We start from the raw sequence: 25,271 nt of genomic DNA, 5'->3' as shown, positions 1-25,271 counted from the left end.
CACCCGTTAATTCTTAGTCATCAGCATTTTCGTAACGGTCTGCTCGAGTATTGTCTTTTCGTCTCCGCCGCCTGAATTAAGCGTTATATTAGTGTCACGGAGTATCTTTATGCATTCTCTCAGCCTGCGGATACTCATACGTGAGCTGTCACGGAACGCATTTTTTACCTTGAACTCCCAGACATAAGCGAAATCCTCTTTAACGTCCATGACCTGCTTGCCACGCTGTCTTGCACAGGCGGCGCGGTACATATCTATGAACGAACCCGTAATATTTGCAAGAACTGCTCCCCTGTTTTCCTTATCTTGCATGAGCTCGTCAAGTGCCTCGAATGCAGATCTTTTGTTGAAAGCCGCAACCGCGTCGGCAAGCTTGAAAAAGGTAACGTCGCTCTGTCTGTGGACGAGGTTTTGCAGTACCTCGGAGGTTATCTCGCCGCTGCCAACATAGGAGCAGAGCTTGTCTATCTCATTTTTTATAGTAAGGGTGTCCGACTGACACATTTCCGCAAGCTCACGGGCTCTGTCAAGGGAGATAAGAGCTCCGCGGGCAGAAACACTCGCTGCTATCTCCTTTGCGAGCTCATTCTCGGACTTTATGGGACACTCAACAAGCTCTCCCACCTTTGCAGCAAGGTCGGCAAGCTTCTTGTTTTTGTCCTTTATGATACTTTTACCAGTTTTGTAATCAGTCTTTACTGCAATCTCAAAGCCTGTGACATTGAATATGACCACTGTCTGAGACGGTATGTCTTTCAGGACCTCTGCCAGCTTTTTATTAAGGTCCTCGGCGCGTAGTCCAGCCATGTTTTCACGGGGCTTCTCGCAGTTATAGTCGTTTATGAGGATACAGTTGTAATCTGACATCATAGGCATCATCTGTATCATGTCATAAAGCTCCGAGGTATCAAGATATCGCCCGTCAAGCTTATTCAGGGCAAAATCCTCATTGTCGCCCACGGCAGCCTTGATTATCTGCTTAGTAAGCTTTTCCACCTCGGGAATATTCTTTCCGAAGATATAATACAGATTTTTCAGCTCACCTTTTTTCAGCTCCGCCTTTACAGTTTTAGGATCAGTCTGTGGCATTACAGCCTCCTTATATTACAGCTGCCCGAACCTGACAGCACGATCTCAAAATTATTTCCGTTATCGAGATAGATCACGGAATCATTGCTTCTTTCTGCGTTTTTAGGGACATTTCCGTACATCACGGTAACACTGTCGGGAGATATTTCACCGCTCTTTGCAGGAGCGATTACTGCCTTTTCATCATTGCTCCTCACAGTAACTGTGCCGCCGCTGTACTCAACTGAAAAGCTCCCCTCATCAATAACGAAGCCGTTATCGCCAAAACAGGTGATATCGAAGTCATCTGAACTTGCATCATCACCCGAAGCAAGCCATTTTCCTGTATCAACGAATTCAAGCTCCTTGAGATAGCTCGCATATGAGGACTGGACTTTATTGGTGAGCACAGTTGTATTCACCGAATCAATACAGTTTCTTGTAAGATATTTCCGCACATACCGAGCAGACTTATAATGTCCGCTGAGGTCGATGATGTCGGTGCTGCCGCCGCCGCACACAACTATAGCCGCATTACTGCCGTTTCCGAGAACTGCAATTGTCGTATGCTTGTCCTTTTGCATACGAACAACGCCTGCCCCGACAAACATGAAAACCATAGCCGCCGCAATAACACCGCATATATACTTCCTATTTCTGAAAAGAGCCGCTGTAAAAGCAGTTGCTGCCATGCAGAGCAGAAGTCCCAGTACAAGCTCCTTACTGTCGCAGGAAAAATGAGTGAATCTTATTCTTGCGGCAGAATCGGATATTCTCAGTACAAATTCATTGATGTACTTTGAAAGGAAAAGAATATCAACAAGTCCTCCTGTAAGAACATAAATAAGACCTGTCATCATCGAAATCGAGCACAAAGGAACTATAAATATGTTGCTTATAGGCGAAATAAGAGAAGTCTCATCAAAGAACAGCAGTGAAAACGGAAAAACGCACAGAGTAGTACAAAGCATTACCGCGCAGTTTTTGATGAATCTCTGATAAAGCTGTTCATCAGGCATATCCTTTGTCATGTACGGTGCAAAGACGCCGATACCGAATGTGCCTGCAACAGACAGTATAAAGCCCTCGTCATAGACAGCATAGGGCTGAAAAAGACATATCAGAAGAACCGCTGCCGAAAGCGAATTAAAAGTGTCGTTCTGACGTCTGAACAGCCTTGCAGCGTAGAAAAAGTTCATCATTATGGCTGCTCTTATAGCTGAAATCGGATAATTGGCAATAGCAATTATAAAAAGGAGCAAGCACTCCATTAACGCAAAGGAAACGTACTTATTTATGCGAAGCTTTTTCAGCAGCCACATAAGCACAAATATCGCTACTGATACATGAAGTCCCGAAACTGCCAACATATGACCGATACCGCAGCGATATACTGCCGTCTTAACATTGTCGTCCATGCCGCGCTTTTCGCCGAAGACCATTCCTGCAAGCAGGTCTCCGCTGTCTTTTCCAAGGTTAAGGCGAAACGCTGAAATCATGTCCTCTCTGTAACGTTCAATAGCTTTTCCGAGCTTTCTTGCATTTCTGTGTTCAACACTGATATCCTTTGCATTTTTCAGCGTAAGAAATATCCCGTCAGACTTATAGTACTTCTCTCCGTCGAAAAGATAGTCCGACTTTGGTATCTGAAAGCCGCAGCTGCCAATATCAAGGATATCGCCCTTTTCAGCTCCAAAAGAAGCCGAATAATATGTGACTTTAGCTTTTATACTGCCGTTTATCCTGCCGCTGAGCGTATATGAAGCATTCTCTCCGCTGTAATACTGAACGTCAGTGACCTCGCCGCGAAAGCTCCCCTCGCTGCCGTTAAAAGCAACAGCAGGTCTGTATCTTACAGCCGTATATGTGCAGAAAACTCCCGCAGAAGCTGCAAAAAACACGGCCATAAGCGCAATGTCTTTCAATTTAAAGCCAAAACGGATACCAACTATACAAGCTGCGGCAATAACCATTGAAAATATTATCAGTATAGCAGGATCTGTAAAAAATGAAGCGAAAAACAATCCCGCCATATACGCTGCCGCAGCTCCAATCATTTTTCGCTTCATAATCTATTCCTTATTTAAAGAAAAGAGGCAGCTTCTCTAAGAAGCAGATATCTTTTCTGTCCGCAGCGTCGCCCTCTGCAAGCACCGCAGATCTGCCCGATATTATACCGCCTGCCGCGTGTACAAGCTCCTCAAGAGCACGAAGTGACTCGCCTGTGCTGATAACGTCGTCAACGATAAGCACCTTTTTGCCCTTGAGCATTGCTGCTTTTTCCTGTGAAAGGTAAAGTGTCTGCTCGGCAGCAGTTGTTATGGACTTTACGCTTACTGAAATAGGCTCGGTCATATAGAGCTTTACAGACTTTCTTGCAACAACATAGCGCTTGCTGCTCTGTCTTGCCATTTCGTAAGCAAGCGGGATACCCTTTGACTCGGCAGTAAGGATAATATCGAAATACGGAGACTTTCCAAGGAGCTGTTCAGCAGCCTTTATGGTAAGCTCAACATCTGAGAACATAACGAAAGCCGCAATATCGAGCTTATCATTGAGAGGGCAGATAGGAAGCTCCCTTTCAAGCCCTGCAATAGTCATTTTATATGTATTAGCCATAGCTGCCTCCTTATTCTGTCTTGCCGAGAGACTCAGGTCCCCAGCCCATTTTCACGCCTGCAAGCATATGGAAATGCAGGTGCTTAACAGTCTGACCAGCATCATCGCCACAGTTATTTATGATACGGTAGCTCTCGATACCCTCAGCCTTTGCAATTTTTGCAGCAGCCTCGAATACCTTTGCTACAGCATTTGAGTTTTCCTCAGTTATCTCGTTTGCGCAGGAGATATGTACCTTTGGGATAATGAGATAGTGAACAGGTGCGATAGGAGCAATGTCCTTGAATGCAAATACAAATTCGTCCTCGTATACCTTTGTGCTTGGTATCTCGCCGTCAATGATCTTACAGAATAAACAGTCCATATTGATTCTCCTTTTATAATTTATTATGGGGGCGGCAAAGCCGCCCGTTATATTACTTGATTGTATCGGCAACTACGTCTGCAAACTTAGCCATAGCCTCGTCTATCTTGGCAATGTCGCCTGCACCTGCCATAGCACCGTCGGGCTTTCCGCCGCCCTTACCGCCTGTTACGGCAGCTATCTCGCGGACTATCTTGCCTGCATTAGCGCCCTTGGCAACAGCGTCCTTTGTACATACGCAGTAGAATGTACCCTTTTCACCAATTGTGCCTGCAAAGAGAGCAATGATCGCCTCTTCCTTGTCCTTTACACTGTCACCCAGCTTTCTGAGTGCGTCTGGAGCAGAGCCGTCCATACGTGCGGAAACTATCTTGATACCGCCGACTTCCTTAGCATTGTCAAAGAGAGCGGCTGTCTTGGAGTTTGCGATCTGCTGTGTAAGGCTCTCTATCTTCTTGTCCTTCTCCTTTGACTCAGCTGCAATAGCTGCGCACTTCTCTGGCAGCTCGCTTACGTTTGCAAGCTTGAGAGCCTTTGCAGAGCGGAGGATAGTATCCTTGAAGCCGTTCATAAGCTCAAGAACGCCTGCGCCTGTAACAGCCTCGATACGTCTTACGCCTGCGGCTACGGAGCTCTCGGAAACTATCTTGAAGAGTCCTATCTGTGCTGTATTTGAAAGATGTGTACCGCCGCAGAACTCAATAGAAGGACCTGCGGTAACAACTCTTACTGTATTGCCGTACTTCTCACCGAAGAGAGCCATAGCGCCGAGCTTGCGAGCCTCTTCGATAGGCATCTCCTGCATTGTAACAGGAATATTGCTGAAGATATAGCCGTTTACGATATCCTCAACCCTTGCTATCTCCTCGTCGGTCATAGCACTGAAGTGGTTGAAGTCAAAACGGCAAGCCTTTTCGTTTACAAGCTGACCAGCCTGATGAACGTGGTCACCGAGAACCTGTCTCAGAGCATTCTGGAGAAGATGTGCTGTGGTATGATTGCGCATGATAGACATTCTTCTGTCCTTTTCTATCTGTGCAAGGACCTTGTCGCCCTTGGAGATACTTCCCTGCTCAACAGTAGCAACGTGGAGGAAATGTCCCTCGGATTTGATGGTATCGTCGACAGAAGCGATATTAGCTCCGTTGAGAAGCATACCTGTATCGCCTACCTGTCCGCCGCTCTCAGCGTAGAAAGGTGTAACATCGAGAACGATAACAACGTCATCGCCCTCAACAGCAGTCTCTATCTCATTGCCGTTCTTGTAAATAGCAAGAACTTCTGCGTCCTCAGCATCAAATGCTGAATAGCCAGTGAATACAGTTGCAGGAGCGTCTACCTTTATGCTGTTGTCAGCCCATGATGAGCCTGCCTTTGCAGCGTGGTCAGCCTTGGCTCTTGCTCTCTGCTCCTTTGCCAGCTCTGTGAAGCGGTCACGGTCAACTGTGTAGCCCTTTTCCTCACAAATCTCCTCTGTAAGGTCTATCGGGAAACCATATGTATCGGAAAGCTTGAATGCGTCGTCGCCTGAGAGTACCTTACCGCCCTCAGCAGCAAGCTTTTCTGTGAACTGATTGAGGAGCTCTGTGCCCTTGTCGATAGTCTTAGCGAAGGCTTCTTCCTCAACACCGATTATCTTCTTGATGTAATCTCGCTTTTCAGCAAGCTCGGGATAAGCATTTGCGTTCTCGTTGATAACTGTATCGCATACCTCTGTGAGGAATGGTCTTGTAACGCCTAAGAGTCTGCCGTGACGGGCAGCTCTTCTCAGCAGACGGCGGAGAACATAGCCGCGTCCTTCGTTTGAAGGAAGGATACCGTCGCCTACCATGAAAGTAGTGCTTCTGATATGGTCTGTGATTACACGGAGAGAAACGTCCTTCTTAGCGTCCTTCTTGTACTCGATGCCTGCAATCTTTGAGATGTGCTTCATGATGTTCTGAACAGTATCGACCTCGAAGATATTGTCAACGCCCTGCATAACACAAGCAAGTCTCTCAAGTCCCATACCTGTGTCGATGTTCTTGTTCTTCATCTCAGCGTAGTGACCTTCACCGTCGCTGTCGAACTGGCTGAATACAAGGTTCCATATCTCGATGACTCTGTCGCAGTCGCTTGCCTGCTCAAAGCTCTCGAAAGGACCGTAAGCCTCGCCGCGGTCAAAGTGTATCTCTGAACATGGACCACATGGACCTGAGCCGTGCTCCCAGAAGTTGTCCTTCTTGCCGAGACGGATAATTCTGTCGTGAGGGATACCGATGTGGTTCTCCCATATCTGCTCAGCCTCGTCATCGCTCTCGAATATAGTTATCCAGAGCTTCTCGGCAGGGATAGCAAGAGTCTTTGTAAGGAACTCCCAAGCCCACTCGATAGCCTCGGTCTTGAAGTAATCGCCGAATGAGAAGTTACCCAGCATCTCGAAATATGTACCGTGACGTGCTGTCTTACCAACGCTTTCGATATCAGGAGTTCTGATACACTTCTGACAGGTCGTCACTCTCTTGTTTGGAGGAGTAGCCTGTCCCAGGAAGAACTTTTTAAGAGGAGCCATACCCGAATTGATAAGGAGAAGGCTCTTGTCTCCCTGAGGAACGAGAGAGGCGCTTGCCATTCTCGTATGGTTCTTGCTCTCGAAGAACGAAAGATACTTTTCACGTAGATCGTTAAGACCTGTCCACTGCATAAATATATCTCCTTTAATAAAAATATAAAACTTAGCAATACAAAAAAGCCCCGCCGCCAAATGGGACGAAGGCTCTCGTGGTACCACCCAAATTTGAGAAAACCGCTGTTTTCTCCTCATACATCTTTAACGCAGAATTACGCCCTTGTTTCCAAGGGGAGCTCAGGGGAAGCACCTGCCCTGCGGATAAAGGCTCGCACCAAACGCCTTTTCTCTGAGCTCCGCATACAGACAGTCAATCCCGTCAACACTATACATTTATTATTATAGCGCTGTTTCCTTAAAAAGTCAATGGGTTTGTAAATTTTTTCGTAAAAAAGCCGCATTAAGAGCCTTTTTTACTGTTCAGCTCCCTTATTTTCTCCGCAATTTCGCGAAAAACAGGTGCTGCGGCGTCATTTCCGTATCCGCCGTCCTCAATGAGAACTGTTACCGCATACTTAGGCTGTCTTGCAGGAAAAAAGCCCGTTATCCACGCATGGCAGAGCTCCTCGCCCTTTTCGTCGTATTTTCCCGTCTGAGCCGTGGAGGTCTTTGCTCCTACGCTGATCTTACGGCTTTTTGCTTTTGACCTTTCGTTCTCACGAACCGCCAGTATCATCATTTTTTGCAGTTCCTTTGCTGTTTCCTCACTCATCACCTTTGAAAGCTGAGGATTCTTTTCGCCGCCTATCTCAGCGCCGTCGGCAGTAAGTCCCTTTATCAGCCTTAGTATAGGCATTTCTCCGTTGTTAGCTATGGCGCAGGTGAGCTGAGTTATCTGTAACGGAGTTGCTGTAAGCTTTCCCTGTCCGAATGCAAAATTTGCCAGCTCCGCAGGTACGCTGAGCTCCTTTTCTGTGGGCAGTACTCCGCCTGAGCCCGTTATGCCTGCACAGAGGTAGTTTTCTCTGCCGAAACCGAGATATGTCGCCATTTGTCTGTATTTTTTCATATCAAGACATCGGCTCAGACTGATGAAATAGGTGTTGCAGGAGTTTGTCATTGCCTGCGGCATTGTCTGCAAGCCGTGACCGTCAAGCTTATGGCAGTTGAAAAGCTTTCCGTCTACGTCGATACTCCCGCCGCAATCGTACACATATCCCCCAAGCCCCTGCTCCAACGCGGAGGCTGCCGTTACAAGCTTGAATACCGAACCAACGCTGTAGGAGTACAAGGCACGATCAATAAGCGGACATCTCTCGTCGTTCATGGATTCAGCTATATTATCGGGCTCGTAGCTTGGAAAGCTCGCCATTGCGAGAATATCACCCGTTTTAATATCGGCGCAGACAATAGCTCCCTTTTCGATATTTCTGCCGCATTTTTCACATATCTCCTGTATATCCCTGTCAAGCGTCAGCACAACTCCGCTTTTATACGCCTTTGTACGGAATACCTCTTTTCCGTCGCCTATCATTATGTTTCCGAAGCCGTCAACTGTGTAAGTCACGCTGTTCTCGGAAAAGCTGTTGCGCAGAATGGGATCATAGGCGTACTCTATTCCGTCAACTCCTTTATTATCCGATAAATAGCCAATTACATGGCGAGCAGTCTGCTTTTCGGAATAACGGACAGGCACTTCAAATACAGTTAGTCCCTCGCTTTCAAGAGCATTATCGGTACAGGTAAAAACAAAGGGCTCCCCTTTTTCAAAATCACGGTAAAACTGCTCTTTATCCTCGGCATAACGCGCCGTATCCTCACGGTTGAGGGCTGAGGGCACAGCAGCCGCCATATGCTTGGTTTTGGAGTTTGTAAGAGGCTTCATGTTTCTGTCGTAAATCGTCCCCTGACACTCCCCTACCTCTAAAGTCATCTTGCTGCTGAAATCCGCCGCAGGAATATCCTGTGAATAAAAGGCAAGCCTGTAATAATTGCCCACCAGCAGAGTAAATGATAGGAAAAATACCGCTGTAAGTATAAGAACTCCGTGTTCTCCCCGTTTTCTGACCATAATATCACCTCAAGGGTGAGTATTGTCAGTATGAGGAAGAATATGCAAAAAGCCGCAGATAAGTATCTGCGGCTTTTAAACTATTCAAGTATTACCGTAAAAGGTCCGTCGTTAAGGAGCTCGACCTTCATATCAGCGCCGAACTCACCTGTTTCAACGTGCTTGCCCTTGCTGCGGAGATACTCCACGAAATATTCATACAGCGCATTTGCTTTTTCAGGCTTTGCAGCCTGTATGAAATTCGGTCTGTTGCCCTTGCGGCAGTCAGCATACAGCGTAAACTGCGGCACCACAAGAAGCTGTCCGCCTACGCTTTCAAGGTCGAGATTTATCTTGTCATTCTCGTCGGAGAAGATACGAAGCCCGGAAATCTTGTCCGCAAGTCTGCGGCAGTCCTCCTCGGTATCCTCATGTCCCACACCGAAAAGCAGCAGAAATCCCGTACCTATCTTGCCGATGATATTTCCGTCTACCTTTACGCTTGCAGAGGTGACTCGCTGTAAAACTATCCTCATTCACGCCTACTTTCTGACAATATCCATACCGAAGGGCTCCAGAGTAAGCTCATTTCTTTCGCCGCCGTCGATAATGCTGTACATTGCCTTTGGAAGTGTTATATTTACCTCTTCCTCAGAATTATTGAAGAAAAAGATGTAATCGTCAAGTCCGTTTGTTCTTGTGGTGACCTCGACGCCCTTGGGCAGGTCTTTAAGACGAGGTATTCCTGTCTGCTTCATAATGTTGCCTGCAAAGCTCTCGTAGAAGTCCATATTGCAGACTGTACCCACATAGTATGTGACACCGCTGCAATAGCGGTTCATAGTTACAGCGGCACTGCCTGCATAGAAGCTGTCCTTATACTCCGCATAAGCACGGGCTGTTGTGACCTCAAGTACATCGCACCACTGGCGGCAGGTAAACTTATTTCCTGCGAAGTCCGCAATGGTCTGCTCGGTATTGCCGATAGGATCGTACTCCTTGACCTCCGCACCTATCATCTCGCGGTATACTGTGGGGAGCGGCTCCATAATGCAGTTGTTGCACTGGTCCTTGACGCCGCTGCGGTTTGTCATTATAAGCGTACCGCCCTTTATTACATAACGGTAGATATTCTCGGCAGAAGCCTTGTCGTAAACATACATTGCAGGCGCAACTACTGCCTTGTACTTTGAAAGGTCGGCTGTTGGAGATATGATATCCACATTTGTGCCGTAACGCGTAAAGGCTGCGTGGAAATATCTCAGCTGTTCAAGATAATTGAAGCCCTCTGTCTGTGGCTGTATCCTGAACGCCCAGTCGTTTTCAGGCGAATAGAGTATGGCAACGTCGGAAACAAGCTCTGTAGTCTCGATAACGCTGAGCTTTGAAGCTTCTCTGCAAAGCTCGGCAAATTCCTTAAAGCGCCGTGAGGGCACATTGCTGTGGTCAAGAAGTCCGTGCCAGAACATCTCCGCACCCTTATTTGCAGTTCTCCAGCGGAAATGCATGACAGTATCAGCTCCATGAGCCATTGCCTGCATAGCATAGCCCTTTATCTGTCCCGGCTTTGGAGTAGGTCCCATAGGAGCCCAGCTGCCTGTAGCACCGCTGAGCTGCTCCATTACCCAGAAATTACGCTGTTTAAGTCCGCGCATAAAATCAAGCTCAAAAGCATGGGAATTGGGGTTATTGTCATCGCCTGATATACGTACAGGCGGATAATTGTCATATGATGTAAAGTCAAGCATACTGAAAAGCTTGTAAAAATCGGGAGTATTCTCGCAGAAAAAGGTATTAGTTGTGACCTTTGCCCTTGGATTCTCACGCTTTATTATCTGAGCCATATCGCTTACGAACTTTACGGCTGTATCTGACGAAAACCGCGCAAAATCAAGGCAAAGGGCAGGGTTCTGCCATGCTTTCGGGTAAGCCGTGGGAGGCTGTATCTGCGTGATATTGCTGTATTCTCCGCTCCATACGCTGCTTCCGAAAGCGGCATTGATGTTTTCAAGAGTATCATACTTGTCTATGAGCCAGTCGCGGAACAGTCCGCGGCAGGTCTCGCAGGTGCAGGGATAAGCCTCTATCTCGTTGTCTATCTGCCATGCGGCAATTGCAGGATTGTTGGCATAACGCCTTGCAAGCTGCTCGGTGATACGCTTTGCGTAATACAGGAACATAGGCGCATTGAGACACCTGTGTCCCCTGATGCCTGTCTGTATCCTTTTACCGTCCGCACCGACCTGTACGATATCGGGGTAGGTCTCGTACATCCATAATGGCGGACAGCTTGTAGGTGTGCAGAGCACTACTCCTATTGCATGGCGCGAAAAGGTACTGATAGCTTCGTCCAGCCACTGAAAGTTAAACTGACCGTCTCTGGGTTCAAGCTTTGACCACGCAAACTCTCCGATACGAACAAGCTTTACGCCTATCTTCGCCATGAGGTCTGAGTCAGCCTTCCATAACGCCCTGTCCCACTGCTCGGGATAATAGTCAACGCCTATTTTCATAATATCTCTCCTGTCAGTCTATGGAATACTCAATAAGTCCGCAGTTATCCATGAACCAGTTTGAAAACTGCTCTGTAGCCATGTCGTTGAAATATGTCTCAATAACGCGGCAAACACCGCCGTGGCTTACTATAAGCACATTTTTGCCGCTGTAATTCTTTATGATATCATCAAGTGCGGAGTAAACTCTGTGAGCAAGCTGCATGAGAGACTCGCCGCTTTTGCCCATACGCACGCCGAACTCCGTCTTATTCTCTGCAAAGCCCTCGGTAAATCTGCTTTTGCCCTCATAATAGCCATAGTCCCACTCGCGAAGGCGCTCCTCCGTTACAATTTCGAGTCCGCAGCGCTCCGCAACCGCACGAGCTGTACGCTGTGCCCGCTTCATTGGAGAAGCTATGATAATATCAATACAGTTCATATCGGCTATCTTCTCAGCCAGCATAAGAGCCTGCTTTTCACCTGTTTCGTCAAGCTCTATATCGGTAGTTCCCAGAACTATCTCCTGCTTGTTGTACGAGGTCTGTCCGTGCCTCGTTGAGTATATTTTCAATACGATTCCTCCGTTATATTTCAGAAGCCTTTTCAATCTCGGCACGGGCGTTGTCCAGCATGAGCTCGCTTGGACTGTCGCCGCCCATGATACGGGCTATCTCAGCAACTCTGCCCTCCATATCAAGGTGCATTACATGAGTCTCGGTACGCTCGCCAACTATCTGCTTTTCAATGAGCAGGTGGTCGTCAGCCATTACAGCTATCTGCGAAAGATGGGTAACGCAGATGACCTGTCTCACCTTACCTATCTCACGGAGCTTTATGCCTATTTTCTGAGCCGCCTTGCCGCTTACGCCTGTATCTATCTCGTCGAATATCATAGTCGGGATAGAATCCTTGTCAGCAATAACGCTTTTCAGCGCAAGCATTATACGTGAAAGCTCGCCGCCTGAGGCTATCTTTGAAATGGGCTTAGGCTCCTCGCCCTTGTTGGCAGATATAAGGAACTCCACGCTGTCCATGCCGTTCACTGTGAGCTTGCCCTTTTCATGGCGGACTGCGATTATTACGCCCTCCATGTTGAGAAATTCAAGCTCTGCTGTGACGCGCTCGGTAAAGCGCTTGGCAACGCTCTCGCGGTAATCATAGAGCTTCTTAGCCTGCTCCGTAACTTTATGGAGAAGCTCATCGCGCTTCTCTGTAAGTGACTTTATCTCGCTATCTGAGCTTTCAAGCTGCATGGACTCGCGGCAGGCGTCATCATACATTTTTATGAGCCCCTCGCAGTCAGTGGCATACTTGCGCTTCAGCTTGTTTATACTTCCCAGCCTTGTTCCGAGATATTCCAGACGCTGTCCGTCCAGTTCAACCCTTTCGGCAAGTGATTCAAGCTCTGAGGCGATATCTGCAAGCTCTATCTCAGCCGCAGAAAGGCGCTCATACAGCGTATTGAGCTTTTCGTTATTGTCGGTATACTGGGCTATCTCAGTCTCAGCCGAAACAAGCATATCATTGGCAGCTTCTTCGCCTGTTATGGCGTTCACTGCATTTTTAATGGCGATTATGGTCTTTTCGGAGTTCTTTGCAGTCTCGTACTCCTTTTCAAGCTCCTCGTCCTCATTCTCGCGGAGCTCCAGCTCGCCGATATCGCTGATTATATCCTCAAGGTAACGGCTGCGCTCAACACGGGACTGCTCCAGCTTTTTCAGCTCGCCGAGACGTCTCGCAGTATGCTGAAGCTGGCGGAAGGTCTCCCTGTACTCATTCAGCAGAGTGTCATCGCCGCCGAATCCGTCAAGTATCTGCAAATGTTTCTCGCTGTCAAGAAGTATCTGATTGTCGTGCTGTCCGTGGATATTGATAAGCATTGAGCCTATCTCTTTAAGAAGAGCCGCTGCTGCCGTTCTGTTATTGATACGTGAAACACTGCCGCCGTCGGCGCTTATCTCCCTTGTGACCGTTATCTCACGGTCATCATGGGCAATTCCCAGCTCATCAAGCTTTGCGCATACCTCGTCGGAAAGCTCTGTAAAAAGCGCAGTTATAACTGCCTTATCGCAGCCTGTGCGGACTATGTCCTTAGTACAGCGCTGTCCGAGAACAGCATTTATGCCGTTGATAAGTATGGACTTACCTGCGCCTGTTTCGCCTGTAAAAATGTTCAGCCTGCTGCCAAGAGGTATCACTGCTTCTTTTATGACAGCAAGGTTCTGTATGTATATCTCTTTTAACATTCTGAGAGTTTACCTCCTGGGGAAAAGCTCGCTGCGAAACTTCTTGGAAAGCTTCTTTGCGTCAGCTTCGCTCCGCACAAGTATAAAGATAGTATCGTCGCCTGCGATAGTTCCCACAACGCCCTGATGCTCTACGGAGTCTATGGCTGCACAGGTGCCCTGCGCCATTCCTGCACGGCATTTGAGAACAATGGTATTCATGGCATAATCCACCGATATAACAGCTTCTTCAAAGAGAGACTTCTCCGTAATTGCTGCGGCAGGCATAGTATAGCGGTAAATGCCCTTGTCATCGCGCTGCTTCACTAAAGAGAGCTGCTGTATGTCACGGGAAAGAGTTGCCTGCGTGGTCTTTATTCCGCGCTCTGCAAGCAGCTCGATAAGCCTCTCCTGAGTTGCGACGGGCTGCTCGGTTATTATTTCAAGAATTGCTTCATGTCTGCGGTTTTTCATAATACCACCGTGCTCCTTATTTTATGGGCTTGCACATTTTTTTGCAAAGGGACTCGTGGAAGGAATTGCCTATGAGGTCAATGAAGTTTATATTGTTCCTTCCGCGACATATCTCTATTGATTCGTCACGGGCAAGACTGATGAAGTGCTCGCCGTCCACGTTTATGACCATGCTGTCCTCTCGGGTAGTCGTCACCTTCATGCGAAGCTTCCTGCTCGGTGAAAACATTGTAGCTCTCGAAAACAGCGAATGAGGGCATATAAGCGTCATCTCTATACATTCAAGGTCAGGCTCGATAACGGGACCGCCTGCGGAGAGAGCATAGGCTGTAGAACCCGAGGGAGTGCTGAAAAGTACACCGTCTGCTCGGTATTTTCCCACAAGGTAGCCTTCAGAATAGACCTCAAAGTCGCATATCCTGAAGCTGCCCGAGCGTGCCGAGACCTCGTTGAGGACAGTTGCCGTAACATCGCCGTCCTTGCCGTGATATAATACATCAAGAGTCATTCGCTGGGATATGTCGTACTCACCTGTAGTGAGCAGGCTCAGCTTGTCGAGCTGGTCTGCTTCGAGACCTGCCATAAAGCCGAGAGTTCCCGTATTTATACCGAGAAGCTTGGTATCGCTGCCCATGAGCAGCTTTGCACAGCGGAGGATAGTTCCGTCGCCGCCTATGGCAAGAACCACATCTGCTGTCTTTACAGCCTCGCTTATATCTTCAAAGCTTACGTGCGGTTTGTCTGAAAAATCGTTTCTGAATATTTCACTGACCGAAACGTCTATGCCGCAGTCCGCAAGCACATCACAGGCTTCACGGGCGCAGCTGAGCGCATTGGTCTTCTGGAAATTAGGGTACAACGCTGCCTTCATAAACGCACTCCTTATAGTTTAGTGAATGAACTGTCTGTCAGCTCCTTGAAGTCATGTATCTTTGGTTCTCCTGCGGTTTTTCTGAGCTTCACAAGATACTCTATATTGCCGCTTCCGCCGCGGACGGGAGAATAGGTGTACTGCTCGGTCACAAAGCCGATAGACTGTGCAAAGCTGTCTATTTCCGACAGTACACGGATATGGACTTTTCTGTCCTTTACTATACCGCGCTTGCCGATATCGCTCCTGCCTGCCTCAAACTGCGGCTTTATGAGCACAGCGGCTGCTGCGCCCTCTTTGAGAAGCTCATAGACCTTGGAAAGTATCTTGGTAAGGGAAATGAACGAAACGTCCACGGATATGATATCAGCCTGTCCGCCTAAATCATCGGCGGTAACGTCGCGGATATCAGTGCCCTCCATATTGACAACTCGGTCATCGTCCACAAGGCGCTGTGCAAGCTGACCATGTCCCGTATCGACTGCAAAGACCTTAGCTGCTCCGTTTTGCAGCATAAAATCGGTGAATCCGCCTGTAGAAGCTCCGATATCGAGACAGACCTTGTCTTTGAAGTCAAGACCGAATACCTCGGCTGCCTTTTCAAGCTTCAGAGCGCCGCGTCCGACATAGCTCTCGCTCTCAGAGGACTCGATAACATCCTCGGGAGTTACTTCGTCAGAAGCCTTTTTTGCCGTCTTTCCGTTGACAGTAACATTTCCTGTAAGTATCATTTCCTTGGCTCGCTGACGGCTTCTTGCAAGTCCCCGTGAGACCAGCTCGCTGTCAAGCCTTGCCATTATTATTGCTCCTCTGACGGATATAATCCGCCATTCTGCACCTTGTAAGCCCAAGCTTGTCAAGACATGAGCGCACAGAAGCCTGCTTTACAAAGCCGTCTGCGGTCACTCTGCTGTAGTCTCCGCAGTAGCCAAGCTCAGAAAGGATATCTCCTACCTTTTCGGAAATACTTCCCTCGCCCATAGACTCCTCGAAGAATACTATCCTCGGGTACTGCTTTATCTCATCGCCCAGCTTGCCGTCAAGCGGGAATATCTTTGTAAGCTTCAATATATCGCAGTTTATGCCGCCCTTTTCAAGCTCTTTCTGAGCCTTTATTGCTTCATTATAAAGCCTGCCGTATGTAATGATAAGAATTTTGCTGCCGCTGAGCTGCTTGAAGAGCCATTCTGTTGTGATATCAGACTGGTCGAACTCCATTTTTTCAGAGCCCCTCGGATAGCGCACAGCCGCAAGTCCCTTATCCTCGTATATAGCCTTTCTCATGCACATTTTCATCTCCATATAGCATGAGGGCGAATAAACTGTTGTATTCGGTATGGTAGTAAGCATAGGCACGTCAAGAAGCCCCTGATGTGTCTCGCCGTCCTCACCTACTATACCTGCACGGTCAACACCGAGGACAACATGAAGTCCGCCTATAGCAACGTCGTGGACGAGCTGGTCATAGGCTCTCTGTAAAAATGTGGAATACACCGCAAATACAGGTGTCATTCCCATGGAGGCAAGTCCGCCTGCAAAGGTGACTGCGTGCTGCTCCGCGATTCCCACATCGAAGAATCTGTCGGGATACTTAAAGTGGAAAAACTGCAAACCCGTACCGTATTTCATAGCTGCTGTGATAGCGCAGAGCTTCTCGTCCTTGTCGGCAAGCTTTACGAGCTCCTTGCCGAAAACTGTAGAATAGCTGTCTGCGGCGGCAACCTCGGGATTTCCCGTAGCTATGTCAAATTTCGAGATACCGTGATATTCTCCCGGATTTGCCTCGGCAGGGCTGTAGCCCTTGCCCTTTACGGTCTTGACATGGATAAACACAGGCTGGTGATAGGACTTAGCCATGTGGAAAACCTCTTCAAGCTCCGCAAGATTGTGTCCGTTGACAGGTCCGAGATAGATGAAGCCCATGTCCTCGAACATGGTACTCTGCTCAAGAATGTTGGATTTTACAGAATCCTTTACATTCTTGATACCCTTGGTAACGCTCTTGCCGACAAGAGGTATCTTTTCAAGTCCGCGCTCAACGGCTCTCTTGGTGTGAAGATATCTCTCGGTATTACGCAGAGATGTGAGGTATTTTGAAAGAGCTCCAACGCTCTTTGAAATAGACATATTGTTGTCATTGAGGACTACTATGAGATTGCGCTGACGGTCTCTGCCGCAGTTGTTCATAGCCTCGTAGAACATACCGCCCGACATAGCTCCGTCACCTATAACAGCTACCGCATAGTTGTCCTTGCCCTGAAGCTTCATGGCTTCGGATATACCGCAGGCAACGGAGACAGATGTACTGCTGTGTCCGCTGATAAAGGTATCGTGCTCAGACTCTGAGGGCTTTGGAAATCCAGATATTCCGTTCTCCTGTCTCAGTGTAGAGAATCTGTCAAGTCTGCCTGTGAGTATCTTATGAGTATAAGCCTGATGACCGACGTCCCAGACTATTTTATCCTCGGGAGAATTGAAATTGCGGTGGAGAGCCATTGTAAGCTCTACAGCTCCCAGATTTGAAGCAAGGTGCCCGCCTGTTTTTGAAACTGTGGAAATAAGTATAGTTCTTATCTCCTTGCAAAGTCCGTTACACTGAGAAATAGTAAGCTTTTTCAGATCCTGAGGCAGCTGGAGTTCCTCCAGCGTCACCTTTTCGTTATTACTTATATTTTCTTTCATATTCTATGAAATGCGGATAAGCTCCGCAGCTCCTTTGCGTTAATTCTTTCTTTTAAGAAGCATTTCTGTAAGTTCTGTAAGAAATGCGTCGTTTCCGAATTTTTCAAGGCAGCCGAGAGCCTCTTCGGTTATATTATTTGCGATCTCCTGAGCCTTTTCAACTCCGTAGAGAGTAACAAAGGTGGTCTTGTTCTCCTCCTCGTCACTGCCTACAGGTTTGCCAAGCTCCTCAGTAGTGCTTGTAACATCAAGGATATCGTCGATTATCTGGAAAGCAAGTCCAAGCTTGAAGCCGTAATCGGCAGCAGCCTGTATCTTCTCCTCGTCAGCACCTGCACAGATACAGCCCATCATGCAGGATACAGCGATGAGCTGACCTGTCTTGTGGTGGTACATATTGCGGAGATTAGCCTCGTCAACGTCAGTGCGCTCCTCGTTTTCCATGTCGATGACCTGTCCGCCGCCCATGCCTTCTCTGCCTGAGCCCTTTGCAAGACATGAAACAAGTCTTACCTTCTGCTCGGCAGTGAGCTGCTTGTCGTCAGCGATGACCTCGAATGGCAGCATACAAAGTGCGTCACCTGCAAGAATAGCCATTGCCTCGCCGAAAGCCTTGTGACAGGAGGGCTTTCCGCGGCGGAAATCGTCGTTGTCCATAGCAGGAAGGTCGTCGTGGATAAGCGAGAATGTGTGTATCATCTCGATAGCAGCAGCAGGTGCAGCTGCTTTCTTGTAATCAGCTCCGAGAGCATTGCAGAATGCATACACAAGAACGGGACGGATACGCTTTCCGCCTGCTTCAAGGGAATAATTCATGGCGTCGATAAGATTCTTCTGAGCCGCCATGCTATCCGAAAAAGCATTGTATTTTTTGAGATTAGTCTCTGTAAATGTTATGTATTCCTGCATTGTTTCCTTGAAATTACTCATTTTTCCATTCCTCCGTCGTCCTCGGTTATTTTTATCTGAGCTTCGTCAAGCTGCTTTCTGCAAGCCGCCGAGAGCTTCACGCCCTCGCCGTAGAGCTCCACAGCCTTTTCAAGGGGGATATCGCCCTTTTCAAGCTCGGATACTATCTTGCCGAGACGAGTCATATTATCTTCAAATGTAAGCTTTTCTTCCATTTTATCACCATTTATCAGTTATCTCGGCTTCTGCGCCGCCGCTTCCGAAGCCTATCTTTATTTTATCGCCCTTTTTGAGTGTTTCGGAGCTGCTGAGCAGCTTTTCGCCCTTATATACCAGCGAATAGCCGCGCGAAAGAACTTTCAGCGGACTGAGACTGTCAAGCCTTGCAGCCTTTTCTTCAAGCTGGCGTTCAAGCCTGTCCATATACCGCAGAAATGCAGTATCACGGCGCTTGTCAAAGGCGTTGAGTCTTTCTGCCGTAAGTTTCAGACGATTCTCGGGAGACTGTGCCGTAAGCCGCGCATTCAGCGCTATAAACCTGTCCGTTGACTTGTCCAGAACAGACAAAGCAGAACGCTCCGCTCTGCGCTCCAAAATGGATATTTTTTCGTAAAGCAGCGTGATATCGGGAGCTGCAAGCTCTGCCGCCGCTGAGGGAGTAGGAGCACGAAGGTCTGCGGCAAGGTCAGCAACAGTGAAGTCGGTCTCATGTCCTACCGCCGATATCACAGGCACCTTGCAGTTATATATGGCATACGCAACCTTTTCGGTATTGAATGCACTCAGGTCTTCGCTGGAGCCGCCGCCGCGTCCGACAATAATAACATCGCAGCCTGCCGCCTCGGCTTTGAGTATGCCTGCGCATACAGACTCGGGAGCTCCCTCGCCCTGCACCTGAGCATTGACCGCATAGACCTCTCCAAGAGGATAACGCCTTGAAAGCACGTTTATAATGTCGCGGACAGCCGCGCCGCTGAGGGACGTAACCGCACCTATCTTTTTAGGCATAGGCGGTATTGGACGCTTATGCTCCTCGGCAAATATGCCCTCCTTTTGCAGCTTCTTTTTCAACTGCTCCAGAGCTACATTTGCCTTGCCTGCACCCTCGGGGATTATATCGTTGACGTAGAGCTGATAGACTCCGTCACGCTCGAAAACTCCGAGACTGCCTGCGGCAATAACGGACATACCGTCCTCGGGCTCGAATTTAAGACGAGCCGCCGCACTTGCGAACATCACTGCCTTTATGGAGCTCTCGCTGTCTTTCAGTGTGAAATAAACGTGTCCGCTTCGGAAATGCTTCACGTAGTTGGATATCTCGCCGCGAACCATTATGCCTTGCAGATTGCGGTCGTTTTTCAGTATCGAACCGATGTATTTATTTATCTGTGTAACTGTGATTACAGGCATTATTTTTCTCCTGTGCTTTTCAAATAGCCGTATATAGCCACACCTGCCGCGTTATCGCAGGAAAACTGCGGCTGTGCGAAGCTTGCTGACGGGTATCGGGAAATTATCCTGTCGCGGATAATAACATCCGACATGACTCCGCCTGCAAAAACCAGCGGCAGCTCACCGTATTTATCTATGGCATGGTCTGTCATTGCAAGTATGGTCTCGGCAATAAAATCGAGGCAATATTTAGCTATATTCTCGGGACTTTCGCCGCCGTCAAGCATATTTCCGCACTTGTTCTCCAGACCTGAAAGACAACAATTCCCATCTTTCAGCACAGGCTTTGCCTTGAAGTGCTTGTTGGCGTTCATCGCCAGTTTTTCAAGCTCCGCACCGCATGGAAAACGAAGTCCGAGCATAACGCCTGTACGGTCAACAGCCTGTCCTGCCTTTAAATCGAGAGAAGTTCCTATCTCCGATATTCTGAGCACACATTCATCATCGGACTCACAAAGCAGACAGTCGGTAGTTCCGCCGCTGACGTGAAAAGCGATGAATCGCTCATTCACTAAGTCAAGCCTGTCCGCGGAATAAAGCGCCGCAAGGATATGACCTATCTGATGAGACGTGGTGTACAGCTTGGCTCCTGTTACCGCCGCATATGAACGTGCAAAGCCCTCTCCGCAGAGAAAGCACGGCATATAAGAGCCCTCAATGTTGCGCGGTCTTGCAGAAGCCGTTACCGTTTTTGGTATGGCTATGCTGTTTTCACCGAAAAGCTGCTCTATCATTTCGGGGAGCTGCTTGGTGTGGTGGAAAACCGCGTCGCTCTGGCGAAGTCCAAGCTCTCCCTCCTTGACGGGAAGAAGCTTCTTTGTCTGGTATATCCTGTTCTCCTCGCTGACGTACACAGCAGCAGATGTGGTATAGTTGCTTGTATCGACACCCAGATACTCAGGCATTTTCGCCCTCCGACTTCTGTGTATCACGTGAGAATGCTCCGAGAACGCCGTTGATGAAAGCTGTGTCCTCCTGATATGTATACATCATGGAAAGCTTTATAGCCTCGCTGATTGCCGCATTCATGGGAGTATTGTCGTCATAGAGCGACTCGAACATGGCAATTCGCAGAATAGCAAGGTTCAGCTTGGAGATTCTCGAAATACTTCTTGATTTGCTGTACTTTGAGATAATCTCGTCAAGCTCAGATGCGTGTTCGAGAGTTCCCTCGACGATCTTCTTTACCTCGTCATTTACGGTTATCTCGTCGATCTCCTCGGCTATCTCATACAGCTCGTTTATATCATCATCGCGCAGAAGCTGCTCGAAAACCAGCTTGAATGCGCTGTCTCTTATTTCACGTCTTGTCATTTGAACACTCCTTATTTTCAATGGGACGATACATGAACACCATGGTATCGCTTCCCGTAAATCCGTTTTTTATGTAAAATCTCTCGCTTGGATAGCCCCTTTTGGTCAGAAGAGCCATTGCCGCAACGCCCTCAGCAGTAAGCTCACTGCGAGCATAGTCAAGCACAGCCGTACCTATACCGCTTCGCTGAATATCAGGCGATACGCAGAACTCGTCGATGACGTATTCCACACCGTGGAGATATGTAAGCTTTCTGCCGCAAAGTACAGCCTGTATGACGCCGTTCTCCTCAAACACATAGCCTATGGACTGCGGAGCTGACATAAGCTCTCTTACCCTTGTCTCGGCAAGCTCAAGGGACCACTCCTCGTTCCACGGCTCGGCAGCAAAGGCTGCGCGGAATACCTCGGCAGCCATTTTCAGGTCACAGGAGCTGTATCTTCTTATCATTCAAATACAACGCCGCTGACGGTAACGTTGACTCTTGCTACAGGAACGCCTGTCATGTTCTGGACGTTCTCCTTGACTACGGTCTGTACCTCCTGAGCAACGTTTACAGCCTTTTCGCCGCTCTTGATGACTATCTTCATATCTATGGCAGCTACGTCGCCCATCATGCTTATCCTGATAGGACCGTTTCTTCTGAGCTTGCTCATCTTTCCTATCTCGCCGCCAAGGCTTGCCACGCCCTTGACATCAAGAGCTGCAAGCTTGGCAATGGCGATTATTACGTCGTCTGATATTTTAAGTCTGCTTGAAACCTCAGGCTTCATCTCTTCAACTTCCATAGCGAACCTCCGTGGGCACTTATTTGGGTGTTTGTTTTAACTATAATTATGCTTACACCCCGACCATTGTATTATAACATATAATTTCAAAAAAGGCAAGGAACGCGGCAAAAAACTACAATATATTTTTCATTTTTACGTGAAAAAGGCACTTTCCACGCTTAAAAATATGGATAATTATTCATTTCACTGCTTAACTTCAAAAATACGGATATTCTCCGCAGGTATCTCGGTCTCTCCGAGGATTATCTCCTTTATTGAAGCCGCCTGCGCTTTATCAAGTCCCTCGGTCTTGACTACTACCTTTGCATTTTCGCCGTCAAGATATGCCACGCAGTCCTGAAATCCCTGAGCTTTTACCAGCGATTCGATAGTTCCCTCGCTTTCGATAAGCTTTGATACCTGCACAGCGTCAAGGGCGTTCACTACCATTTCGTTATCGGTAACATCTCCGCCGCCTATCATGGTCTGCAAGGTCTGTACCGCCTCGTCTCTGTCCTTCATCTTGTCAAGACGAGCCTGTGCGAAGTAGTCCTCAGCGGCAGGCTCCGCAGGAGCATTTACAAACTCGGTCTCACCGTATTTGATACTGTTGGTATCCTTCCTGAAGGTCATGGAGCTGCTGTCGGGAGCAAGCTTCGGTGAGGCAGCATAGTTTATGTACACCGCAACTGCCAGCATAAGTGTAAGGCAGGTCATGATTATCTGTTTCTTTCCGATTATAATTGATGGTTTTTTCATAGTTATTCTCCTTTATCTGATTTTTGCAACATATATCTTTGCCGTTGGTATCCCAAGAGCAGCCGAAGCCGCCTTGTATATCTGTTCACGTACAGCAGCATCGCCTCCTCCGCCGCAGACTATTACCGCTCCCGTAATTTCGGGAGCTTCAACTGTTTCGATAAGTGCGTTTTTCTCGCTTCCGCCGCCGACTATCACATATTTCTCTTCCTCCTCCGTTTTATTGTCCGAGCGGCTGTGACGCCCCTCTGTAGCGTATACGTAGCGCTGCTCACTGCCAACAGTAATATATACCTTTACCTCTCCGGCGCCCTCTATTTCGCTGAGAAAGGCTTCAAGACGCTTTTCCGTGTCCTTGCAGTAAGCCGCACTGTCGTATACGCTCTGCCGCTCCGTTTTTACAGCAGGAGCCGCCTTTTTGTCAGGCAAAAGCGACGATATCATTATCAGCAGCAGACCTGCTGTTCCGCATACGGTCATAAATACAGCCCATTTCCTGTTCTTTAGAAGCTCTCTTATTTTTTCAATAACTTCCATTTATGACCTCCGTTTCTTGTCCGATACTGCCGCGGATCAACCGGGCTGACGCCTCAAAGTCCGACGTGCTGATAATGACTCTATTAATACTTATGCTGCCGTCCTCCGAAATATTAACCTCTGTTTGGATTTTTTCCACTTTTATCCCAGCGGCTTTAAGCTGTTCACGCAGCACTGCTGAAATATTTTCCGAAAGCTGTGTGCACAGCTCATTTTCGTATATTTCCGAAGAATAGCTGTAGTCCGTGCTGTCAAAGGCACTGAGGTCAGGCAGCTCTATGTTGAAAACTCCGCTGACTATGGGTGCTGTAACTGCCACGGCAAAAATCAGCTTCAAGATAAATTCAGCCTGTGCGCGTAGACGAGTGCCCTCGGTAATGCTCTGAACGATACATATGCCCACTGAAACATAACAGACCGCACGGACTGCCGCTACAAAGTTTTCCATTTAACCACCTGCCGTATGCATAAGTATTCCCGTGCAAAGCACAAACATCACGCCGTAGCAAGCCAGAACGCTCTGCGCTATTGCAAGGGCGCTGTCAAAGGAACTGAGCAGCTTTTTCATGTGCTCCGCGCCGAAAAGCTCCGCAGCCGCCGCACCTATCCACATAACGAATCGAAAGAGCATAAGCTGTATCACAGGCGGAAGTACAATGAGCAGCACTGCTATACAGCCAACTGTCCCCACTGTTCCGCGGATAAGGTCAAAACTGCTGCGGACTGCGGCATAAGCGTCGGAGACTGCTCCACCTACTACGGGAACACTGCCCGAAATAACGAAACGAGCCGCCTTTGTGGCTGCGCCGTCTGTTTTTCCCGCAAGACTGCATTTCAGCGTAACAAAGCCGATAAACACAGTCATAGTTATAGTCATAGTCCATGTTATGACCTTTTTCAGAAGCTGAACAACGCCGCTCATGTCATTCTTCGTGAACACGCTTCCTGTTACTGAAAGCATTGCTGATGCGCTGAGAACGGGCACTAGAAAGCCAGAAACCAGCTGCACTATCAGCTCAGAAGCCGCCAGTACAGTCACATCATAAATTGCGGCTGAGGTCATATGTCCCGAAGCCGCCGAAGCTCCCGAAAATACGGGAATAAATACAGAAATAAAACCGCCGCTGACATTTACAGCCTCAACAGACTGTGAAAACGCCGCGAAAAGCTGTGGGGATATTACCGTTACTGCAGTCAGCACACTGACCAGACCGTAAATATCAGCTGAACCCTTAAAACCGATACTCCCTGCACTTTTCAACAGTGCAGACAAACCTGTCACAAAAAGAATAGTTCCGAGAAGCTTAAACGGCGATGTTTCGCTGTCAGTTACCTTTGCTGCTATAGCCTTTGCGAAGCCGCCGAAGCTCAGCGCCGCTATCTCATCGGAGCTTGTCTCGATATCATAGTCTGCAAGTATGTCATCAAGCTGCTCGGTGTACTCGCTTTTTGCGTCCTGCTCATCAACTGCAAAAGCCGAAACAGGTACAGCAAACACCAGAAGCAATATAGTTATAATTATTGATATTCCGAACTTTTTCATAACGCTCCTAAATAAGCTTTTCTATGAGCTGCAAAAAGGCTCTGAACACAGGCAGACCAAGAACGAGGACTGCTCCTCTGCCCCACAGCTCCGCAGCAGAAGCAATAGCACTCTCGCCGCTGTCACGGCAAAGCTCGGCTGTAATATGGGTTATACAGCATATTGCCAGAGTCTTGAAGATAATGGATATGTAGCTCTCGGCTATGCCTGCCATTTCAAAAACATCTCTTATCTCGGCTGCTGTATCGTCAAAGAGAAGCACAAAAAACGTCATTACTCCAGCGCATACCGCTATAGTCACAGCCATGGAATGCTCAGAGCAATATTGTTTTAAAATCACGGCTATGAGAGCTCCAACAAGACAGAAAGCTCCTACAGAAAAACAGCTGTCTACCATAGTCCAAAGACGCTTTTGACTTTGTCGAAAAGGTCGCCGATCTCGTCGATTATTACAACAAGAACTACAATAAGTCCTGCAAGCGTAGTCATCATAGCCTGTTCCTCACGCTCTGCCCGTTTCAGCACCAGATTAAGCACGGCAACGATTATGCCCGTGCCTGCGATTTTAAATATAAGGTCAATTTCCATTT

General features: G+C 48.1%; 27 protein-coding genes and 1 other annotated feature. All 27 genes read right to left on the bottom strand.

Annotated features, from left to right (window positions below):
• Window positions 1–6: 6 nt before the first annotated feature.
• Complete coding sequence (gene holA / locus T497_RS0106415) at window positions 7–1,089, bottom strand: DNA polymerase III subunit delta (RefSeq protein WP_028514906.1); 1,083 nt, start codon at window positions 1,087–1,089, stop codon at window positions 7–9.
• Window positions 1,089–3,137 (bottom strand): ComEC/Rec2 family competence protein, encoded by a 2,049-nt coding sequence (locus T497_RS0106410; protein WP_028514905.1) that lies wholly within the window; start codon window positions 3,135–3,137, stop codon window positions 1,089–1,091. The genes holA and T497_RS0106410 overlap by 1 nt, the downstream gene beginning before the upstream one ends.
• A 10-nt stretch (window positions 3,138–3,147) precedes the next feature.
• Window positions 3,148–3,687 carry a phosphoribosyltransferase family protein gene (locus tag T497_RS0106405; RefSeq protein ID WP_028514904.1) on the bottom strand — a complete coding sequence of 180 codons (540 nt, stop codon included), beginning with the start codon at window positions 3,685–3,687 and terminating at the stop codon, window positions 3,148–3,150.
• A gap of 10 nt (window positions 3,688–3,697) precedes the next feature.
• Entirely contained in the window at window positions 3,698–4,051 is a 354-nt protein-coding gene (locus T497_RS0106400; protein ID WP_028514903.1) for a histidine triad nucleotide-binding protein, read from the bottom strand.
• Between the two features lie 52 nt (window positions 4,052–4,103).
• Window positions 4,104–6,734: an alanine--tRNA ligase gene (alaS, locus tag T497_RS0106395; protein ID WP_028514902.1), complete on the bottom strand. Its 2,631-nt coding sequence runs from the start codon at window positions 6,732–6,734 to the stop codon at window positions 4,104–4,106.
• A gap of 58 nt (window positions 6,735–6,792) precedes the next feature.
• Window positions 6,793–6,991, bottom strand: a binding site (T-box leader).
• Window positions 6,992–7,059: 68 nt separating this feature from the next.
• On the bottom strand, window positions 7,060–8,670 hold the full coding sequence (locus T497_RS0106390; protein WP_028514901.1) for a peptidoglycan D,D-transpeptidase FtsI family protein: 1,611 nt from the start codon (window positions 8,668–8,670) through the stop codon (window positions 7,060–7,062).
• A gap of 80 nt (window positions 8,671–8,750) precedes the next feature.
• Window positions 8,751–9,185, bottom strand: coding sequence for a D-aminoacyl-tRNA deacylase (gene dtd, locus T497_RS0106385; RefSeq protein ID WP_028514900.1), 435 nt, complete (start codon window positions 9,183–9,185; stop codon window positions 8,751–8,753).
• A gap of 6 nt (window positions 9,186–9,191) precedes the next feature.
• Window positions 9,192–11,162 (bottom strand): beta-galactosidase, encoded by a 1,971-nt coding sequence (locus T497_RS0106380; RefSeq protein WP_028514899.1) that lies wholly within the window; start codon window positions 11,160–11,162, stop codon window positions 9,192–9,194.
• Between the two features lie 13 nt (window positions 11,163–11,175).
• Window positions 11,176–11,715 carry a histidine phosphatase family protein gene (locus tag T497_RS0106375; RefSeq protein WP_028514898.1) on the bottom strand — a complete coding sequence of 180 codons (540 nt, stop codon included), beginning with the start codon at window positions 11,713–11,715 and terminating at the stop codon, window positions 11,176–11,178.
• A 13-nt stretch (window positions 11,716–11,728) separates the two neighbouring features.
• Complete coding sequence (gene recN, locus T497_RS0106370) at window positions 11,729–13,390, bottom strand: DNA repair protein RecN (protein ID WP_028514897.1); 1,662 nt, start codon at window positions 13,388–13,390, stop codon at window positions 11,729–11,731.
• A gap of 9 nt (window positions 13,391–13,399) precedes the next feature.
• Window positions 13,400–13,843, bottom strand: a complete 444-nt coding sequence (gene argR, locus T497_RS0106365) for an arginine repressor (protein ID WP_028514896.1) — start codon at window positions 13,841–13,843, stop codon at window positions 13,400–13,402.
• A 16-nt stretch (window positions 13,844–13,859) separates the two neighbouring features.
• Window positions 13,860–14,714: an NAD(+)/NADH kinase gene (locus T497_RS0106360; protein WP_028514895.1), complete on the bottom strand. Its 855-nt coding sequence runs from the start codon at window positions 14,712–14,714 to the stop codon at window positions 13,860–13,862.
• An 11-nt stretch (window positions 14,715–14,725) separates the two neighbouring features.
• Entirely contained in the window at window positions 14,726–15,511 is a 786-nt protein-coding gene (locus tag T497_RS0106355) for a TlyA family RNA methyltransferase (protein WP_028514894.1), read from the bottom strand.
• Window positions 15,498–17,396: a 1-deoxy-D-xylulose-5-phosphate synthase gene (gene dxs, locus T497_RS0106350; protein WP_028514893.1), complete on the bottom strand. Its 1,899-nt coding sequence runs from the start codon at window positions 17,394–17,396 to the stop codon at window positions 15,498–15,500. The genes T497_RS0106355 and dxs overlap by 14 nt, the downstream gene beginning before the upstream one ends.
• Before the next feature lie 39 nt (window positions 17,397–17,435).
• On the bottom strand, window positions 17,436–18,326 hold the full coding sequence (locus T497_RS0106345; RefSeq protein ID WP_028514892.1) for a polyprenyl synthetase family protein: 891 nt from the start codon (window positions 18,324–18,326) through the stop codon (window positions 17,436–17,438).
• On the bottom strand, window positions 18,323–18,520 hold the full coding sequence (gene xseB / locus T497_RS0106340; protein WP_028514891.1) for an exodeoxyribonuclease VII small subunit: 198 nt from the start codon (window positions 18,518–18,520) through the stop codon (window positions 18,323–18,325). Before xseB ends, T497_RS0106345 begins: the two co-directional genes overlap by 4 nt.
• 4 nt (window positions 18,521–18,524) lie before the next feature.
• Window positions 18,525–19,715 carry an exodeoxyribonuclease VII large subunit gene (xseA, locus tag T497_RS0106335; protein WP_028514890.1) on the bottom strand — a complete coding sequence of 397 codons (1,191 nt, stop codon included), beginning with the start codon at window positions 19,713–19,715 and terminating at the stop codon, window positions 18,525–18,527.
• The gene (locus T497_RS0106330) at window positions 19,715–20,662 is read right to left on the bottom strand and encodes a peptidase M22 (RefSeq protein ID WP_028514889.1); all 948 of its coding nucleotides are present in this window, start codon (window positions 20,660–20,662) and stop codon (window positions 19,715–19,717) included. The genes xseA and T497_RS0106330 overlap by 1 nt, the downstream gene beginning before the upstream one ends.
• The gene (gene nusB / locus T497_RS0106325) at window positions 20,655–21,071 is read right to left on the bottom strand and encodes a transcription antitermination factor NusB (protein WP_028514888.1); all 417 of its coding nucleotides are present in this window, start codon (window positions 21,069–21,071) and stop codon (window positions 20,655–20,657) included. The genes T497_RS0106330 and nusB overlap by 8 nt, the downstream gene beginning before the upstream one ends.
• The gene (locus T497_RS0106320; RefSeq protein WP_028514887.1) at window positions 21,058–21,522 is read right to left on the bottom strand and encodes a GNAT family N-acetyltransferase; all 465 of its coding nucleotides are present in this window, start codon (window positions 21,520–21,522) and stop codon (window positions 21,058–21,060) included. Before T497_RS0106320 ends, nusB begins: the two co-directional genes overlap by 14 nt.
• Complete coding sequence (locus T497_RS0106315; RefSeq protein ID WP_028514886.1) at window positions 21,519–21,860, bottom strand: Asp23/Gls24 family envelope stress response protein; 342 nt, start codon at window positions 21,858–21,860, stop codon at window positions 21,519–21,521. The genes T497_RS0106320 and T497_RS0106315 overlap by 4 nt, the downstream gene beginning before the upstream one ends.
• Window positions 21,861–22,046: 186 nt before the next feature.
• Window positions 22,047–22,601 carry a SpoIIIAH-like family protein gene (locus T497_RS0106310; protein WP_028514885.1) on the bottom strand — a complete coding sequence of 185 codons (555 nt, stop codon included), beginning with the start codon at window positions 22,599–22,601 and terminating at the stop codon, window positions 22,047–22,049.
• Between the two features lie 12 nt (window positions 22,602–22,613).
• A complete protein-coding gene (locus T497_RS0106305) occupies window positions 22,614–23,138 on the bottom strand; it encodes a hypothetical protein (RefSeq protein WP_028514884.1) in 525 nt (174 codons plus the stop codon).
• On the bottom strand, window positions 23,125–23,586 hold the full coding sequence (locus T497_RS0106300) for a hypothetical protein (protein WP_028514883.1): 462 nt from the start codon (window positions 23,584–23,586) through the stop codon (window positions 23,125–23,127). Before T497_RS0106300 ends, T497_RS0106305 begins: the two co-directional genes overlap by 14 nt.
• On the bottom strand, window positions 23,587–24,681 hold the full coding sequence (locus T497_RS0106295) for a stage III sporulation protein AE (RefSeq protein ID WP_028514882.1): 1,095 nt from the start codon (window positions 24,679–24,681) through the stop codon (window positions 23,587–23,589).
• Window positions 24,682–24,688: 7 nt separating this feature from the next.
• Window positions 24,689–24,988: a SpoIIIAC/SpoIIIAD family protein gene (locus tag T497_RS16075; protein WP_037324569.1), complete on the bottom strand. Its 300-nt coding sequence runs from the start codon at window positions 24,986–24,988 to the stop codon at window positions 24,689–24,691.
• A gap of 83 nt (window positions 24,989–25,071) precedes the next feature.
• Complete coding sequence (spoIIIAC, locus tag T497_RS0106285; protein ID WP_024859880.1) at window positions 25,072–25,269, bottom strand: stage III sporulation protein AC; 198 nt, start codon at window positions 25,267–25,269, stop codon at window positions 25,072–25,074.
• Between the last annotated feature and the right edge of the window lie 2 nt (window positions 25,270–25,271).

Origin of the sequence: Ruminococcus flavefaciens MA2007 (genome assembly GCF_000621845.1) — a bacterium.
Lineage (GTDB): Bacteria > Bacillota > Clostridia > Oscillospirales > Ruminococcaceae > Ruminococcus > Ruminococcus flavefaciens_E.
Note: the sequence above shows the minus strand (reverse complement) of the source record. Positions and strands in the feature narration are given on the sequence as shown.

What these genes read in the sequence shown, in the direction of transcription:
- T497_RS0106295 (WP_028514882.1), bottom strand. Translation starts at nt 24,681, where the DNA reads ATGAAAAAGTTCGGAATATCAATAATTATAACTATATTGCTTCTGGTG.
- argR (WP_028514896.1), bottom strand. Translation starts at nt 13,843, where the DNA reads ATGAAAAACCGCAGACATGAAGCAATTCTTGAAATAATAACCGAGCAG.
- xseB (WP_028514891.1), bottom strand. Translation starts at nt 18,520, where the DNA reads ATGGAAGAAAAGCTTACATTTGAAGATAATATGACTCGTCTCGGCAAG.
- T497_RS0106360 (WP_028514895.1), bottom strand. Translation starts at nt 14,714, where the DNA reads ATGAAGGCAGCGTTGTACCCTAATTTCCAGAAGACCAATGCGCTCAGC.
- T497_RS0106330 (WP_028514889.1), bottom strand. Translation starts at nt 20,662, where the DNA reads ATGCCTGAGTATCTGGGTGTCGATACAAGCAACTATACCACATCTGCT.
- T497_RS0106405 (WP_028514904.1), bottom strand. Translation starts at nt 3,687, where the DNA reads ATGGCTAATACATATAAAATGACTATTGCAGGGCTTGAAAGGGAGCTT.
- xseA (WP_028514890.1), bottom strand. Translation starts at nt 19,715, where the DNA reads ATGCCTGTAATCACAGTTACACAGATAAATAAATACATCGGTTCGATA.
- T497_RS0106410 (WP_028514905.1), bottom strand. Translation starts at nt 3,137, where the DNA reads ATGAAGCGAAAAATGATTGGAGCTGCGGCAGCGTATATGGCGGGATTG.
- spoIIIAC (WP_024859880.1), bottom strand. Translation starts at nt 25,269, where the DNA reads ATGGAAATTGACCTTATATTTAAAATCGCAGGCACGGGCATAATCGTT.
- T497_RS0106310 (WP_028514885.1), bottom strand. Translation starts at nt 22,601, where the DNA reads ATGAAAAAACCATCAATTATAATCGGAAAGAAACAGATAATCATGACC.
- T497_RS16075 (WP_037324569.1), bottom strand. Translation starts at nt 24,988, where the DNA reads ATGGCTGTGACTATAGCGGTATGCGCTGGAGTAATGACGTTTTTTGTG.
- recN (WP_028514897.1), bottom strand. Translation starts at nt 13,390, where the DNA reads ATGTTAAAAGAGATATACATACAGAACCTTGCTGTCATAAAAGAAGCA.
- T497_RS0106345 (WP_028514892.1), bottom strand. Translation starts at nt 18,326, where the DNA reads ATGAGTAATTTCAAGGAAACAATGCAGGAATACATAACATTTACAGAG.
- T497_RS0106380 (WP_028514899.1), bottom strand. Translation starts at nt 11,162, where the DNA reads ATGAAAATAGGCGTTGACTATTATCCCGAGCAGTGGGACAGGGCGTTA.
- holA (WP_028514906.1), bottom strand. Translation starts at nt 1,089, where the DNA reads ATGCCACAGACTGATCCTAAAACTGTAAAGGCGGAGCTGAAAAAAGGT.
- T497_RS0106300 (WP_028514883.1), bottom strand. Translation starts at nt 23,586, where the DNA reads ATGGAAAACTTTGTAGCGGCAGTCCGTGCGGTCTGTTATGTTTCAGTG.
- T497_RS0106355 (WP_028514894.1), bottom strand. Translation starts at nt 15,511, where the DNA reads ATGGCAAGGCTTGACAGCGAGCTGGTCTCACGGGGACTTGCAAGAAGC.
- T497_RS0106320 (WP_028514887.1), bottom strand. Translation starts at nt 21,522, where the DNA reads ATGATAAGAAGATACAGCTCCTGTGACCTGAAAATGGCTGCCGAGGTA.
- dxs (WP_028514893.1), bottom strand. Translation starts at nt 17,396, where the DNA reads ATGAAAGAAAATATAAGTAATAACGAAAAGGTGACGCTGGAGGAACTC.
- T497_RS0106315 (WP_028514886.1), bottom strand. Translation starts at nt 21,860, where the DNA reads ATGGAAGTTGAAGAGATGAAGCCTGAGGTTTCAAGCAGACTTAAAATA.
- T497_RS0106400 (WP_028514903.1), bottom strand. Translation starts at nt 4,051, where the DNA reads ATGGACTGTTTATTCTGTAAGATCATTGACGGCGAGATACCAAGCACA.
- T497_RS0106305 (WP_028514884.1), bottom strand. Translation starts at nt 23,138, where the DNA reads ATGGAAGTTATTGAAAAAATAAGAGAGCTTCTAAAGAACAGGAAATGG.
- dtd (WP_028514900.1), bottom strand. Translation starts at nt 9,185, where the DNA reads ATGAGGATAGTTTTACAGCGAGTCACCTCTGCAAGCGTAAAGGTAGAC.
- nusB (WP_028514888.1), bottom strand. Translation starts at nt 21,071, where the DNA reads ATGACAAGACGTGAAATAAGAGACAGCGCATTCAAGCTGGTTTTCGAG.
- T497_RS0106390 (WP_028514901.1), bottom strand. Translation starts at nt 8,670, where the DNA reads ATGGTCAGAAAACGGGGAGAACACGGAGTTCTTATACTTACAGCGGTA.
- alaS (WP_028514902.1), bottom strand. Translation starts at nt 6,734, where the DNA reads ATGCAGTGGACAGGTCTTAACGATCTACGTGAAAAGTATCTTTCGTTC.